The 14,228-nt window shown below is 63.7% G+C and carries 8 protein-coding genes; 2 read left to right on the forward strand and 6 right to left on the reverse strand.

Features of this window, described 5'->3' with window-relative positions:
- Window positions 1–25 precede the first annotated feature (25 nt).
- The gene (gene pgm, locus FQ668_RS16935; RefSeq protein WP_014590701.1) at window positions 26–1,663 is read right to left on the reverse strand and encodes a phosphoglucomutase (alpha-D-glucose-1,6-bisphosphate-dependent); all 1,638 of its coding nucleotides are present in this window, start codon (window positions 1,661–1,663) and stop codon (window positions 26–28) included.
- A gap of 173 nt (window positions 1,664–1,836) precedes the next feature.
- Between pgm and FQ668_RS16940 the strand changes: the two genes are divergently transcribed.
- Together FQ668_RS16940 and FQ668_RS16945 are read left to right on the forward strand one after the other, a co-directional pair.
- The gene (locus FQ668_RS16940) at window positions 1,837–2,484 is read left to right on the forward strand and encodes a DUF1345 domain-containing protein (protein WP_019437089.1); all 648 of its coding nucleotides are present in this window, start codon (window positions 1,837–1,839) and stop codon (window positions 2,482–2,484) included.
- Between the two features lie 274 nt (window positions 2,485–2,758).
- Window positions 2,759–3,019: a DUF1652 domain-containing protein gene (locus FQ668_RS16945; RefSeq protein WP_014590699.1), complete on the forward strand. Its 261-nt coding sequence runs from the start codon at window positions 2,759–2,761 to the stop codon at window positions 3,017–3,019.
- Here FQ668_RS16945 and FQ668_RS16950 read toward each other — a convergent pair.
- The 5 genes from FQ668_RS16950 to FQ668_RS16970 form a co-directional block, all read right to left on the reverse strand.
- Window positions 3,016–5,103 carry a bifunctional diguanylate cyclase/phosphodiesterase gene (locus FQ668_RS16950; RefSeq protein WP_019437090.1) on the reverse strand — a complete coding sequence of 696 codons (2,088 nt, stop codon included), beginning with the start codon at window positions 5,101–5,103 and terminating at the stop codon, window positions 3,016–3,018. The two genes, FQ668_RS16945 and FQ668_RS16950, sit on opposite strands and share 4 nt — an antisense overlap.
- Before the next feature lie 129 nt (window positions 5,104–5,232).
- Window positions 5,233–6,723 (reverse strand): efflux transporter outer membrane subunit, encoded by a 1,491-nt coding sequence (locus FQ668_RS16955; protein WP_014590697.1) that lies wholly within the window; start codon window positions 6,721–6,723, stop codon window positions 5,233–5,235.
- Window positions 6,720–9,827, reverse strand: coding sequence for an efflux RND transporter permease subunit (locus FQ668_RS16960; protein WP_014590696.1), 3,108 nt, complete (start codon window positions 9,825–9,827; stop codon window positions 6,720–6,722). The genes FQ668_RS16955 and FQ668_RS16960 overlap by 4 nt, the downstream gene beginning before the upstream one ends.
- Window positions 9,824–12,922, reverse strand: a complete 3,099-nt coding sequence (locus FQ668_RS16965) for an MdtB/MuxB family multidrug efflux RND transporter permease subunit (protein ID WP_014590695.1) — start codon at window positions 12,920–12,922, stop codon at window positions 9,824–9,826. The genes FQ668_RS16960 and FQ668_RS16965 overlap by 4 nt, the downstream gene beginning before the upstream one ends.
- The gene (locus FQ668_RS16970; protein WP_014590694.1) at window positions 12,919–14,226 is read right to left on the reverse strand and encodes an MdtA/MuxA family multidrug efflux RND transporter periplasmic adaptor subunit; all 1,308 of its coding nucleotides are present in this window, start codon (window positions 14,224–14,226) and stop codon (window positions 12,919–12,921) included. Before FQ668_RS16970 ends, FQ668_RS16965 begins: the two co-directional genes overlap by 4 nt.
- Between the last annotated feature and the right edge of the window lie 2 nt (window positions 14,227–14,228).

Genomic DNA, 14,228 nt, shown 5'->3' on the forward strand with positions numbered 1-14,228 from the left:
ACAGAACCAAGCGGTTTGTTACCGGTCAGGCAATTGCTTCATCGACCAGCACTTGTGCTTCCTGCACCAGACGCTGCAAATGCGCCTCGTCGATGAAGCTTTCGGCGTAGATCTTGTAGATGTCTTCAGTACCCGACGGGCGCGCGGCGAACCAGCCATTGGCAGTCATCACCTTAAGCCCGCCAATCGCCTGGCCATTGCCTGGGGCGTGGCTGAGGATCTGCACGATCGGCTCACCGGCCAGTTCGGTCGACTTCACCTGCTCCGGCGCCAACTTGCTCAGCAACGCCTTCTGCCGCGCATCGGCCTTGGCCTCGACACGGGTGGCGAACGGCTTGCCCAACGCGTCGGTCAGGTCGGCATAAGCCTGGCTCGGGTTACGCCCGGTACGGGCGGTCATTTCGGCGGCCAGCAAGGCCGGGATCAACCCGTCCTTGTCGGTGGCCCACACCGAGCCATCGCGACGCAGGAACGAAGCCCCTGCACTTTCTTCGCCACCAAAACCGAGCGAACCGTCGAACAGGCCCTGGGCGAAGAACTTGAAGCCTACCGGCACCTCATACAGATCGCGGCCCAGTCGTTGGGTAACGCGGTCGATCAGGCCGCTGGAGACCACGGTCTTGCCCACGGCGGCGTCAGTGCGCCATTGCGGGCGGTGGCGGAACAGGTAGTCGATGGCCACGGCAAGGTAGTTGTTGGGTTGCAGCAGGCCGTCAGGGGTGACGATGCCGTGGCGGTCGTGGTCCGGGTCGCAGGCGAAGGCCACGTCAAAGCGCTCGCGCAGGCCTATCAGGCCCTGCATCGCATACGGTGAGGAAGGGTCCATGCGGATCTGGCCGTCCCAGTCGACGGTCATGAAGCGGAAGGTCGGGTCGACCTCGGTGTTCACCACTTCCAGGTCCAGCTGGTAGTGCTTGGCAATGGCCGACCAGTAGCGTACCCCTGCCCCGCCCAGCGGGTCGACGCCCAGGCGCAACCCAGCGCCACGGATGACATCGAAATCGATGACGTTTTTCAGGTCGGCCACATAGTTGCTGACGTAGTCGTGGCGGTGGGTGGTCGGCGCCTGCAGCGCCTGGGCATGGTCCATGCGCTTGACGCCCGCCAGGTTAGCCGCCAGCAGCTCGTTGGCCTTGCCCTCGATCCACTTGGTCACGTCGCTGTCGGCCGGGCCGCCGTTGGGCGGGTTGTACTTGAAGCCACCGCTTTGCGGCGGGTTGTGCGACGGGGTGATGACGATACCGTCAGCCAGGCCCTGCGTGCGGCCACGGTTGTGGCAGAGGATGGCGTGGGAAACCGCCGGCGTAGGCGTGTATTCGTCATCCTTGGACAGCATCACCTGCACGCCATTGGCGGCCAGCACCTCCAGAGCGCTGGCGGTCGCCGGCGCTGAAAGGGCGTGGGTATCGGCGCCGATGAACAGCGGGCCATCGATGCCTTTTTCCTGGCGGTACAGGCAGATCGCCTGGCTAATGGCCAGGACGTGATACTCGTTGAAACTCAACTCAAGCGAACTGCCCCGGTGCCCCGAGGTGCCGAAGGCCACGCGCTGGGCCGCCACGGCAGCGTCTGGGCGGCCCGTGTAATAGGCGGTAAGCAGCCGGGGAATATCGACCAGCACGCTGGCCGGAGCCGGCTTGCCTGCCAAAGGACTGAGCGTCATGCAAAAACCTCGAGTTCAACGGATGTTGGTGTTGGAACGTGCAGTGTACTGAGAGTTGCAATGCCGTGCGATGGGGGACTCAAAGAAACCCCAGCCCCTGCAGGGTATTGCGCATCCCGCCCAACCCTATGACGGTCTAGAGTACAAGCCATACCCATTGTGAATGAGGCCCCATGGCTTTCCATCGCCTGACCCGCACACACCCCCGCCTGAGCATCGCCGCTGTAGTCGGCCTCGCTGGCGCCTGGCTGATCCCCGCCGGTGATACCGTGCAGCATATCCTCGCTGGCTGGAACCTGGGGGTGTGGCTGTACCTGCTGTTGGTGCTCTACCTGAGCTGGACAGCCAGCCCGGAAAAGGTCCGCAAGGTCGCCGGCGTCGAAGACGAGAACGCAGGCCTGGTCCTGCTGACCGTGTGCATCGCCGCCATCGCCAGCCTTGCCGCGGTCACCCTGCAACTGGTCTCCAGCCGCGGCCTGCAAGGCACGGCCCTCGCCCTGCACTACCTGTACACCGGCCTGACCGTGGTCGGTTCCTGGCTGCTGATCGGCTGCATATTCAGCCTGCATTACGCCCGCCTGTTCTACACCGGGCAAACCCACGAACCGCCGCTGCGCTTCGCTGATGGCGAGCGCAACCCGGATTACTGGGACTTCCACTACTTCTCGTTCACCATCAGCGTGGCGGTGCAAACCTCGGACGTGGGCGTCGCCGGGCGTGGGTTGCGACGGGTGGTACTGGGGCATTCGCTGGTGGGCTTCTTATTCAATACAGCGATTCTGGGATTCACTATCAACATCGCCGCAGGATTGCTGGGTTAAGCGAACCGCTCGTCTGAAATACCTGCGTGTCGAACGTCAGCGAGACCCATGGAACTCAACGGGTAGCTGACACTATCCGACCGGGAAAACGTTTGCCCTGCGGCCAACTGACACACTGCGCCCATGACAAGGATGTGACCGCTGTCATGCATTGGCACATTTGTCGTATTCGCAGCCGAGAATCGCGCGTGGCAGGTGCTATCTTTACTTTCCCGGCGGCCGCATCGAAGTGGCCCCCCGTTCACCACGTCCAGGTACGGACAAGGAGGCTGGCATGAACAAGATGACGTTCCCCAACGCCTGCCAGGTGATGCGCTGGCATTTCCATCCGCTGGGCTTTGAGGCCAGCATGGATGCGCCACGCAGCATGGTCGCGCGGCTGTTCGACCGCGCCAGCGGTGAAACCCTGCTGGCAATTGCCGGCATCCCCTGTGCGGCAATCATGGCCGCCGCCGATGTAGAGCGCATCATCGAAGCCGTCGAGGCGGAAATGGATGCCTTCATACCCACCTTTACCCTGCGCGATGCAGTCTAGCCCGCAGCGGTGAATTCCGGGGCCATGGCCTGCAACTTGTCCATGAACTGCTCGGCCGGCACGGGCTGGCCCAGCAGGTAGCCCTGCAACGAATCACACCCCAGACGGGTCAGGAAGTCCTGCTGCTTGTCGGTTTCAACCCCCTCGGCAACGATACGCAGGCCTAACGCCTGGCCCAGTGCGACAATTGCCGAAACAATCGCTGCATCGTCACTGTCCTGCTCCAGATCACGTACGAAGCCGCGGTCGATTTTCAGCTCGTTGGCTGGCAGGCGCTTGAGGTACATCAGGCTGGAATAGCCCGTACCAAAGTCATCGATGGACAAGTCCACGCCCATGTCGGACAGGCGCTGCAGCACGGTCAGGCTGGCGTCGGCATCGTGCATGGCGGTGGTTTCGGTAATTTCCAGTGTCAGGCAGTTGGCTGGCAAGCCGTTCTGCTGCAGGGCGCGGGCCACGCTGTCGACCAGACCGGCATGGCAGAACTGGATGGCCGACAGGTTCACCGCCATGCGCCAGCCATGATGCCCCTGGTCCAGCCACTGACGCATCTGACGGCAAGCCTCAGTAAGTACCCACTCACCAATGGGGATGATCAGGCCGGTCTTTTCCGCCAGGCCGATGAAGCGGTCAGGCAGCAGCAGGCCCTGCTGCGGGTGCTCCCAGCGCAGCAACGCTTCGGCACCGATCGGCTGGCAGGCCTGGGCGTCGAACTTGGGCTGATAATGCAAGCGGAACTGGCGCTGCTCCAGCGCCACGCGCAAGTCCTGCAACAGCTGCAACTGCTGGCGCGCGTTGCTGTTCATCGACACATCGAAGAAGCTGTAACCGTTCTTTCCGGCGCTCTTGGCATGGTACATGGCAGCGTCGGCATTACGCAGCAGCTCATGCTGGTCCTGGCCGTTGCCCGGATACAGGACGATGCCCAGGCTGGCAGACAGTTGCAGGTCGTGCTCGGCCACGCGGAAAGGCCGGGACACCAGGTTGACCTGCTTGACCGCCACGTCCATGGCATCGTTCGGCTCCTGCAGTTCCACCAGCAGCACGAATTCGTCGCCGCCAATCCGTGCCAGCGTGTCCTGGCTGTGCAGGTGGCCGCGCAGGCGGGCCGCTACCGCTTTGAGCAGAAGGTCACCGATATGATGGCCAAAGGCATCGTTGACTGGTTTGAAGCCGTCCAGATCAATGAACATCAGGGCAAAACAGCCGCCCTGCTCCGCCACTTTGGCGATGGCCTGTTCGATGCGATCGGCCAGCAGGGTACGGTTGGGCAGATCGGTGAGGGTGTCGTGCAGGGCCAGTTGGGTCAGTTCCTGGTTGGCCAAGGTCAGCGAACGGGCCAACTCGGCAGTACGTGCCTCGAGACGCGCGTCCAGCACCGAAGTCAGCAAAGCCACTGCCAGTACTGCCAGCGTGGTGATCAGCACCAGGTAAACCAGGCTGTCACCCTGCAATCCGCCCCCCAGCGCGCCGCAGAAGCTGCCCTCCGGGAAGTTCGCCGCGGCCATGCCGGTGTAATGCATGCCAACGATGGCAACGCCCATGACCACCGCCGCCAGGCCGCGGATCTGCCGTACATAGGGTGTGTGTGTGCGCAGGCGGAAGGCGATCCACAATGCCGTCGCCGAGGCACCTACGGCAATCAGCAGCGAAGCACCGAACAACGTCGGGTCGTAATCGATGCCCGGCAGCATGCGCAGGGCAGCCATGCCGGTGTAGTGCATGCAAGCGATACCGGCGCCCATGATCAGCGCGCCGAACCCCAACTGCAGCGCTGGCAGGCTCGGCTGGCTGACCAGCCACAAGGCAAAGCCCGAGGACAGCACAGCGATCAGCAGCGAGAACGCGGTCAGGGCCAGGTCGTACCCCAAGTCGATGGGCAAGCGGAAGGCAAGCATGCCAATGAAATGCATCGACCACACGCCGATGCCCATGGCCAACGCACCGCCGCCCATCCACAGGCAGGCAGCGCGGCCCTTGGCCGTGGAGATGCGGCCGGTCAGGTCAAGGGCGGTATAGGATGCCAGGATCGCCACGCACAGCGAAATCAACACCAGCGAAGAGGAGTAGCTACCGGTCAGCATTGAGAGTTCCAGCGCCGGGACAGGGGCCCGGCAAAAGCTGACGATTGTACTCAAGCTTAAGCGAAACGCACGGGGTTTTTGCGAATGGGAATGGATCCAATAACCGCAGCCTACCCCCTCTGGGTTTGGTCAATTCTGCTCGGCAAACGCCTGCTCTGCATCCCAGCCGCCGCCCAACGCAGCCACCAGTTGCACACTGGCCACCAGGCGCCCTTGCAGCAGGTTCAGCACGCTGCGCTCGTTGCTCAACGCCGTGGTTTGCACGTTGACCACATCCAGATAGCCGATCAGCCCGGCGCGGTACTGGTTCTCGGTCAGGCGCAACGACTCGCGGGCGGCATCAAGCGCCTCTTGGCGCACCACGGCTTCATCGCCATACACTTTTAGTTGAACCAGCAGGTTTTCCACCTCCTTGAAGCCGTCCAGCACGGTCTGGCGGTACTGCGCCACCGTCTGGTCATACACGGCCACCGTGCGGTCGACCTCGGCGCTGCGTTTGCCGGCGTCGAACAGGGTCAGCGCCAGCTGCGGGCCTACCGACCAGTAGCGGTTGGGCAGCTCGATCCAGTTGCTGAAGCTGCTGCTGGAATAACCGCCACTCATGCTCAGGCTGAGGTCCGGGAAGTAGGCTGCCCGCGACACCCCGATGTTGGCGTTGGCCGCCATCACGTTGCGTTCGGCTGCAGCGATGTCCGGGCGCCGCTCCAGCAGCTGCGAAGGCAGCGAAACCGGTATTTGCGGCAACGCGGGAATCGCCTTGCTGTCAGCCAGGGCGAAGTCGGCAGGCGTCTTGCCCAGCAGCACAGCGATGGCGTTTTCGAACTGCGCACGCTGCCAGATCAGGTCGATCAGGTCAGCCTGGGTGCTTTTGAGCTGGGTGCGGGCCTGGGCCACGGCATCCGGGCCGGCGACACCAGCGCGGTACTGGTTTTCGTTCATTCGCAGCGAGCGCTCATAAGCCGCCACGGTGGCTTCCAGCAAGCGCTTCTGCTCATCGATCACCCGCAATTGCAGGTAGTTCTGCACCAGCTCCGACTGTTGGCTCAAGCGGATCGACGCAAGGTCGGCGAAACTCGCTTCGGCGCTGGCCTCGTTGGCATTCAGGGTTTCGCGCAGCTTGCCCCACAGGTCGATCTCCCAGCTCACGCCCAACTGCGCGTTGTAGGTGTTGCGAATGCCGCTGCTGTTATTGGACAGGCTGGAACTGGAGCTGCCGGTGCCCTGCGCCGAGCGGTTCTTGCTGGTGCTCAGGTCCAGGCTGGGGAACAGCGCCGCACGGCTGCTGCGCACCAGCGCCTGGGCCTGGCGGTACTGGGCTTCTGATTGCGCCACGGTCTGGTTGCTGCGGTTGAGCTCTTCGACCAGCGCATTGAGCCCGGCATCGCCGTAGATTTCCCACCAGGCGCCGCGGGCGATGGCGTCGGACGGCGAGGCCTGGGTCCAGCCTTCGGCGTGCTTGAACTGCGCCGCCGTGCTGTTCAGCTCGGGGCGGTGGTAGTCCGGGCTCAGGGTACAGGCACTGAGCAAGGCCACGCACAACCCGGCACCAAGCAGGCGCGAGCCACGGCCACGGGTCAGTGCCTGCAGGGCACGGTGAAGTGGGGTCTGGGCAAAAGTCATAGCGGGGTTTCCAGGGCGGCGTCGGTGCGCACGCCGCGCCAACGGTTGAAACGGTGGCGCAGGCGGTCCAGGTACAGGTAAACCACCGGCGTCGTATAAAGGGTGAGGATCTGGCTGAACACCAGGCCACCGATGATGGTCAGGCCCAGCGGCTGACGCATTTCTGCGCCTTCAGCCTGGCTCAGCAGCAACGGCAATGCGCCAAGGATCGCTGCCAGGGTGGTCATCAGGATCGGCCGCAGGCGCAGCAGGCAGGCCCGGCGAATCGACTCTTCCGGCGAAAAACCCTGATGGCGTTCCAACTGCAAGGCCAGGTCGATCATCAGGATGGCATTCTTTTTCACCACCCCGATCAACAGGAACAGCCCCAGCAACGAGATCAGGCTGAACTCGCCACCGGTGACGTACAGCGCCAGCAAGGCCCCGACGCCCGCCGAAGGCAGTGTCGAGAGAATGGTCAGCGGGTGAATGTAGCTTTCATACAGAATGCCCAGCACCAGGTACACCAGCAGCAGTGCGCCAAGGATCATGAATGGCTGGCCCTGCTGGGTCTGGGCAAAGGCATCGGCAGTGCCGCCGAGCTTGGCAATCACCTCCTCGGGCAGGCCCAGCTTGGCCACCGCGCGCTCCAGTGCCGCCATGGCCTGGTCGGGGCTGTAGCCCTCAGCGACGTCGAAGGCGATGTCCTCCGAGGCGAACTGGCCTTCGTGGCTGACCCGGTCGTTGGCCAGGCTGTTCTCGTAGTGGGCAATGGTCGACAGCGGCACCCGGGCGCCGTCGGCGGTGATCACCTGCACTTGCTCCAGTGTGCTCGGGTCCCAGGCGTATTTCGGGTTGATCTCCAGCACCACCTGGTACTGGTTGAGGCTGTCGTAGATGGTGGAGATCTGCCGCTGGCTGTAGGCGTTGTTCAGTACTGCGGTGACCATGTCCATGTCGATGCCCAGGCGCTTGGCCTGGTCACGGTCGACCACCAGCGTCACCTGTTGGGTACCGGCACCATCGCGGGCGTCGATGGCGGTCAGCTCAGGCAGTGCACGCAGGGCCGCGACCACCTTGGGAAACCATTCGCGCAACGCCGCCAGGTCGCCGCTTTGCAGGGTATACAGGTACTGAGAAGAGGTCTGGTCACGCCCACCGCCACCCAGTTGCAGGTCCTGGTCAGCCATCAGGAACAGGCGCCCGCCGGGCACTTTGGGCAGTTCCTTGCGCAGGCGCTCGATCACCTTCTGCGCATCGATCTTGCGCTCGCTGATCGGTTTCAGGCGCACCAGCACAAAGGCGTTGTTGGTACCACTGTTGCCACCGATGAAACCGGCGACGCTCTGGACTGCCGGGTCCGCCAGCAAGGCGCGGCGGTAGATTTCCATCTTCGGCTGCATCACCGTGAACGACAGGCCGTCGTCACCCCGGATGAAGCCCATCAACTGGCCGGTATCCTGCTGGGGCATCAGCGTCTTGGGCACCACCACGTACAGGGCGATGTTGATGCCAATGGTGGCCAGCAGACTGAGCAGGGTCAGCCGCTTGTGGCGCAGGGCCCAGCCCAGGCTGCGGTCATAGGCAGCAACCATGCGCTGATGCAGCTTGTCGCTCCAGCGCTGCAGGCGTGTCTGTTCGGCCTGTTGCGGCGTGAGCCAGCGGGCGCAGAGCATCGGTGTAAGGGTGAGCGACACCACCAGCGAGACGATGATCGCCGCCGCCAGGGTGATGGAGAACTCCTGGAACAGGTTGCGCACGATGCCACCCATGAACAGGATGGAGACGAACACCGCCACCAGCGACACGTTCATCGACAGCAAGGTGAAGCCCACTTCCTTGGCGCCCAGGAAGGCCGCCTTCATCGGCGGCTGGCCGTTCTCGATGTGCCTGGAGATGTTTTCCAGCACCACGATGGCATCGTCCACCACCAGCCCGGTGGCAAGGATCAGCGCCATCAGCGACAGGTTGTTGAGCGAGAAACCGCACACGTACATGACCGCGAACGTACCCACCAGCGATACCGGCACCGCCAGGCTGGGGATCAGCGAGGCGCGCAGGCTGCCGAGGAACAGGTAGACCACCAGGATCACCAGCACCACGGCGATCAGCAAGGTGTGCTCGGCCTCCTTGAGAGTGGCCTTGATCACGGGCGAGCGGTCCATGGCCACGTTCAGTTGCACGCTGGCTGGCAGCAACGACTGCAGTGCCGGTAGCTGCGCCTTGATCTGGTCGACCGTTTCGATGATGTTGGCGCCGGTCTGGCGGTTGACCACCAGCAGCACCGCTGCCTGGTCGTTGAAGAAGCCGCTGTTGTAACGGTTTTCAACGCCGTCGGTGACGGTCGCCACGTCAGACAGGCGCAGAATGGTGCCGTTCTGTTGGCGAATCACCACCGGCTCGTAATCCTTGGCGCTTTCCAGCTGGTCGTTGGCCCGCACCTGCCAGTTGCGCTCGGCGTCTTCGACAAAGCCCATGGGCCGGCGCTGGTTGGCGTTGGATACTGCGGTGCGCACTTCGTCCAGCGACAAGTTGTACTGGTTGAGCAGTTGCGGCTCGACGGCAATGCGCACGGCCGGCAGCGAACTGCCACCGATCTGCACCTCCCCTACCCCCGACACCTGAGCCAGGCTCTGTGAAAGGATGGTGTCGGCCAGGTCATACAGCTGGCCTTTCTGCAACACATCCGAAGTCAGCGACAGCACCATGATCGGCGCCTGCGACGGGTTGATCTTCTTGTAGGTGGGCATGCTGCGCATGCCACTGGGCAGCAGGTTGCGGGTAGCGTTGATCGCCGCTTGCACCTCACGGGCTGCGCCATCGATGTCACGGCCCAACTCGAAGCCGATGACTACCCGTGTCGAACCCTGGTTGGAGCTGCTGGTGAGCGTGGTGACGCCGGCAATGCTGCCCAGCTTGCGTTCCAGCGGTGTGGCCACGGTGGACGCCATGACCTCGGGGCTGGCACCGGACAGATTCGCCGACACCACGATCACCGGGAAGTCCATTTGCGGCAGAGGCGCCACCGGCAGCAAGCCAAAGCTGACTCCGCCCAGCAGCATGATCGCCAGGCTCAACAGCATGGTCGCCACCGGGCGACGAATGAAAGGCCCTGACAGGTTCATGCCTGGGCCTGCTTCACGTCAGTGGCCGGGCGCAGGCGGCGGGCCAGGCGATCGAAGTACAGGTAGATGACCGGCGTGGTGAACAGCGTCAGCACCTGGCTGACCAGCAACCCGCCGACCATCACCAGGCCCAGTGGCTGGCGCAGCTCGGCGCCCGAACCGGTGGCAAGCATCAGCGGCACCGCACCAAACAGCGCGGCCAGGGTGGTCATCAGGATCGGCCGGAAGCGCAGCAGCGCCGCCTGGTAGATGGCATCGCGCGGGCTCATGCCCTGATTGCGCTCGGCCTCCAGGGCGAAGTCGATCATCATGATCGCGTTCTTCTTGACGATACCGATCAGCAGGATGATGCCGATGATGGCGATCATGCCCAGGTCGTTACCGCTGATGAGCAAGGCCAGCAAGGCACCGACCGCCGCCGACGGCAGGGTCGAGAGGATGGTGATCGGGTGGATGTAGCTCTCGTACAGCACCCCCAGCACGATGTACATGGTCACCACCGCCGCCAGAATCAGCAGCAAGGTGCTCGACAGCGACGCCTGGAAGGCCTCGGCCGCACCCTGGAAGCGGGTTTGCACGCCCAGCGGCATGCCGATGTCCTTCTGCACCTGCTCGATCACCTGCACGGCTTCGCCCAGCGACGCGCCGTGGGCCAGGTTGAACGACAAGGTCACTGCCGGGAACTGGCCGATGTGGGAAATAGCCAGCTGCGCTTGACGCTGCTCGATCCGCGCCAGCGCCGAAAGGCGCACCTGGCCGCCATCGGTGGCCTTGACGTGGATCGACTCCAGCGCCTGCGGGCCGATCGTGGCGGCGTCCCTGGACTGCAACACCACGCGGTACTGGCTGGCCTGGGTGTAGATGGTCGAGATCTGCCGCTGGCCGAAGGCGTCGTACAGGGCATTGGTGATCTGCGAGACGCTGATCCCCAGGCGGCTGGCCATGTCACGGTCGATTACCAGGTACACCTGCAAGCCCTTGTCCTGCAGGTCGCTGGCCACATCGGCCAGTTCCGGACGCTGTTGCAGCGCCTGCACCAGCTTGCCGCTCCACTGCGCCAGCAGGTCGGCGTCCGGCGACGACAGGCTGAACTGGTACTGGGTCCGGCTGACCCGGTCCTCGATGCTGAGGTCTTGCACAGGCTGCAAGAACAGGCGGATGCCCACCAGCCGGTCGACCTGCGGCTGCAGGCGGCTGATCACTTCGCTGGCGCTGACATCGCGCTCGCCGTGGGGCTTGAGGTTGATCAGCAGGCGACCACTGTTGAGCGTGGCGTTGTCGCCGTCTACGCCAATGTAGGACGACAGGCTTTGCACGGCCGGGTCTTGCAGGATGACCTTGCTCAGGGCCTGCTGACGTTCGCTCATGGCGGCGAACGAGGTGGACTGCGGCGCTTCGGAAATACCCTGGATCACCCCGGTGTCCTGCACCGGGAAAAAGCCCTTGGGCACGACCATGTACAGGAACACCGTGAGCACCAGGCTGGCCACCGCCACCAGCAAGGTCAGCGGCTGATGCTTGAGCACCCACTGCAGGGCACTGCCGTAGTGCTTGATCAGCCAGTCGATCCAGGCGCCACTGGCGCGGTAGAAGCGGCCTTGTTCTTCTTCCTTGGGCTCGCGCTTGAGCAGACGCGCGCACATCATCGGCGTCAGGGTCAGGGACACCACCAGGGAAATCAGAATGGCCACTGCCAGCGTGATGGCGAACTCGCGGAACAGGCGACCGACCACGTCCGCCATGAACAGCAACGGGATCAGGACTGCAATCAGCGAGAAGGTCAGCGAAATCAGGGTGAAGCCAATCTGTCGGGCGCCCTTGAGCGCCGCCTGCATGGGCGTCTCGCCCTCTTCGATATGCCGGGAGATGTTCTCCAGCATGACGATGGCATCATCGACCACAAAGCCGGTGGCGATGGTCAGGGCCATGAGTGTCAGGTTGTTGACCGAGAACCCGGCCAGGTACATGACCCCGAACGTCCCGATCAGCGACAGTGGCACGGCAATCGACGGAATGAGGGTGGCGCTGAAGCGGCGCAAGAAAACGAAGGTGACCATCACCACCAGAACGATGGCGATCAGCAGTTCGTGCTGCACGTCCTTGACTGCGGCGCGAATGGTCTGGGTGCGGTCGGTCAGCACCGATACATCGAGGCCAGCCGGCAGGTTGTCGGTAATAGAAGGCAGCAGGCCCTTGATGCGGTCGACCACTTCGATCACGTTGGCGCCCGGCTGACGCTGGATGTTCAGCAGCACAGCATGGTTCTCGTTCGCCCAGGCGGCCAGCCGCTCGTTCTCGGCGCCGTCGACGATTTCGGCCACATCTTTCAGGCGCAGCGGCGCACCGTTGTTGTAGGCCAGGATCAGGTTGGCGTATTCCTCGGGAGAACGCAGCTGGTCGTTGGCATCGAGCATCGACACCCGGGTCGGGCCGTCGAAGTTGCCTTTGGGCTGGTTGACGTTGGAGGCACCGATCAGCGTGCGCACGTCATCCAGATTCAAGCCATTGGCCGCCAGGGCGTCGACGTTGACCTTGATGCGTACCGCCTGGCGCTGGCCACCGGCAATGCTGACCATGCCCACGCCGCTGATTTGCGCCAGCTTTTGCGCCACGCGGGTATCGACCAGGTCGTTGAGCTTGGGCAGCGGCATGGTCTTGCTGGAGATGGCCAGGGTCAGCACCGGGGTGTCGGCCGGGTTGACCTTGTTGTACACCGGCGGTGCCGGCAGGTCACTGGGCAACAAGTTGCTGGCGGCGTTGATCGCGGCCTGCACCTGTTGCTCGGCAACGTCCATGTTCATGTCGAGGTTGAAACGCAGGGTCAGCACCGACGCGCCGCCAGAACTGGTCGAGGCCATCTGTTCCAGGCCCGGCATCTGGCCGAACTGGCGCTCCAGTGGCGCGGTGACAGCGCTGGTCATCACCTGCGGGCTGGCGCCGGGGTACAGGGTCATGACGCGAATGGTCGGGTAGTCCACCTGCGGCAAGGCGGAAACCGGCAGCAACTTGTAGGCGATCAGGCCAGCCAGCACGATGGCCAGCATGCTCAGCGTGGTGGCGACCGGGCGCAGGATGAACAGGCGCGAGAGGTTCATGCGCCCGCCTTGCCTGCTGCGTTGCCAGGTTGTGCTTCACCTGTTTGCGCCGCGCCCTTGGCTTCCTGCCCTTGCAGGTGCTGGCCCGGGCTGGTCGGCACTTGCGAGCTGTCTTCGACCACTTCCACCTTGGTGCCTTCGCGCAGGCGGTCGGTGCCTTCCAGCACCAGGCGGTCGCCAGCCTTCAAGCCGTCGAGAATGACGCTGTTCTCGCCATCGCTGGCGCCCACCTTCAGCTTGCGGACATTGACGGTGCTCTGCTCGTTGACCACATAGGCAAAGGTGCCATCGTTGCCGAACTGGATGGCCGCGGCCGGGGCCATGACCACCTGCTTGAGGGTGTCGGCCAGCAAGCGCACATTGACGAACTGGTTGGGGAACAGGGCCAGATCCTTGTTCTCGAAGCGGCCCTTGAACTTCAGGGTGCCGGTGGTGGTGTCAATCTGGTTGTCGATGCTGCCCAGCACACCGGTGGACTGCAGCTTGCTGTCACTGCGGTCCCAGGCCTCGACCGGCAGGCTGGCGCCACTGCGGTAGCGCTCCAGCACAGTGCTCAGTTCGGTTTCCGGCAGGGTGAAGGCGACGTTGATCGGCTCGGTCTGGGTGATCACCACCAGCGCGGTGGTGTCGTTGGCGGCTACCAGGTTGCCCAGATCGAGCTGGCGCAGGCCCACACGGCCACTGATGGGCGCACGGATCTGGGTGAAATCGAGGTTCAGGCGGGCGTCGTTGACCTGTGCCTGATTGGTCTTGACCAGCCCCTGGAACTGCGCAACCTGGGCTTCGGCGGTGTCCAGGGTTTGCTTGGCGATGCTGTCTTCGGCATACAGGCCTTTGTAACGGGCCAGGTCGACCTGAGCGTTCTTCAACTGTGCCTGGTTCTGCGCCAAGGTGCCTTCGGCCTGCTGCAGGGCGATGCGATAAGGGCGCGGGTCGATTTCGGCCAGCAGGTCGCCAGCCTTGACGCGCTGGCCTTCCTTGAAGTGGATTTTCACCAGCTCGCCAGCCACGCGGCTGCGCACATTCACCGTATTGGTCGCGGTAACCGTGCCCAAGGCTTTGTAGTAGAGGGGGAAGTCGCCTGTCCGCACCGGCACGACGCGTACGGGTACCGGGTCACTGGAGCCGCCAAAACCTGGGCGGCCGCCGATCATGCCCATGCCCTTGCCACCGCGCCCGCCACTGGCTTCTTTATGCGCAGGCGTCGCTGCGGGCCACAGCCACCAGGCCAGTGCAGCCACCAGCAGCAGGATCAGCAGGCCGACGAGCCAGCGACGAAGGGAACGGGAATTGGACGCTTGCATGG

This window comes from Pseudomonas sp. Kh14, from assembly GCF_900291005.1.
GTDB lineage: Bacteria > Pseudomonadota > Gammaproteobacteria > Pseudomonadales > Pseudomonadaceae > Aquipseudomonas > Aquipseudomonas alloputida.

Excerpts from the sequence above, each read along its gene's own strand:
- pgm (WP_014590701.1), bottom strand. The coding sequence starts at position 1,663 with ATGACGCTCAGTCCTTTGGCAGGCAAGCCGGCTCCGGCCAGCGTGCTG.
- FQ668_RS16940 (WP_019437089.1), top strand. The coding sequence starts at position 1,837 with ATGGCTTTCCATCGCCTGACCCGCACACACCCCCGCCTGAGCATCGCC.
- FQ668_RS16945 (WP_014590699.1), top strand. The coding sequence starts at position 2,759 with ATGAACAAGATGACGTTCCCCAACGCCTGCCAGGTGATGCGCTGGCAT.
- FQ668_RS16950 (WP_019437090.1), bottom strand. The coding sequence starts at position 5,103 with ATGCTGACCGGTAGCTACTCCTCTTCGCTGGTGTTGATTTCGCTGTGC.
- FQ668_RS16955 (WP_014590697.1), bottom strand. The coding sequence starts at position 6,723 with ATGACTTTTGCCCAGACCCCACTTCACCGTGCCCTGCAGGCACTGACC.
- FQ668_RS16960 (WP_014590696.1), bottom strand. The coding sequence starts at position 9,827 with ATGAACCTGTCAGGGCCTTTCATTCGTCGCCCGGTGGCGACCATGCTG.
- FQ668_RS16965 (WP_014590695.1), bottom strand. The coding sequence starts at position 12,922 with ATGAACCTCTCGCGCCTGTTCATCCTGCGCCCGGTCGCCACCACGCTG.
- FQ668_RS16970 (WP_014590694.1), bottom strand. The coding sequence starts at position 14,226 with ATGCAAGCGTCCAATTCCCGTTCCCTTCGTCGCTGGCTCGTCGGCCTG.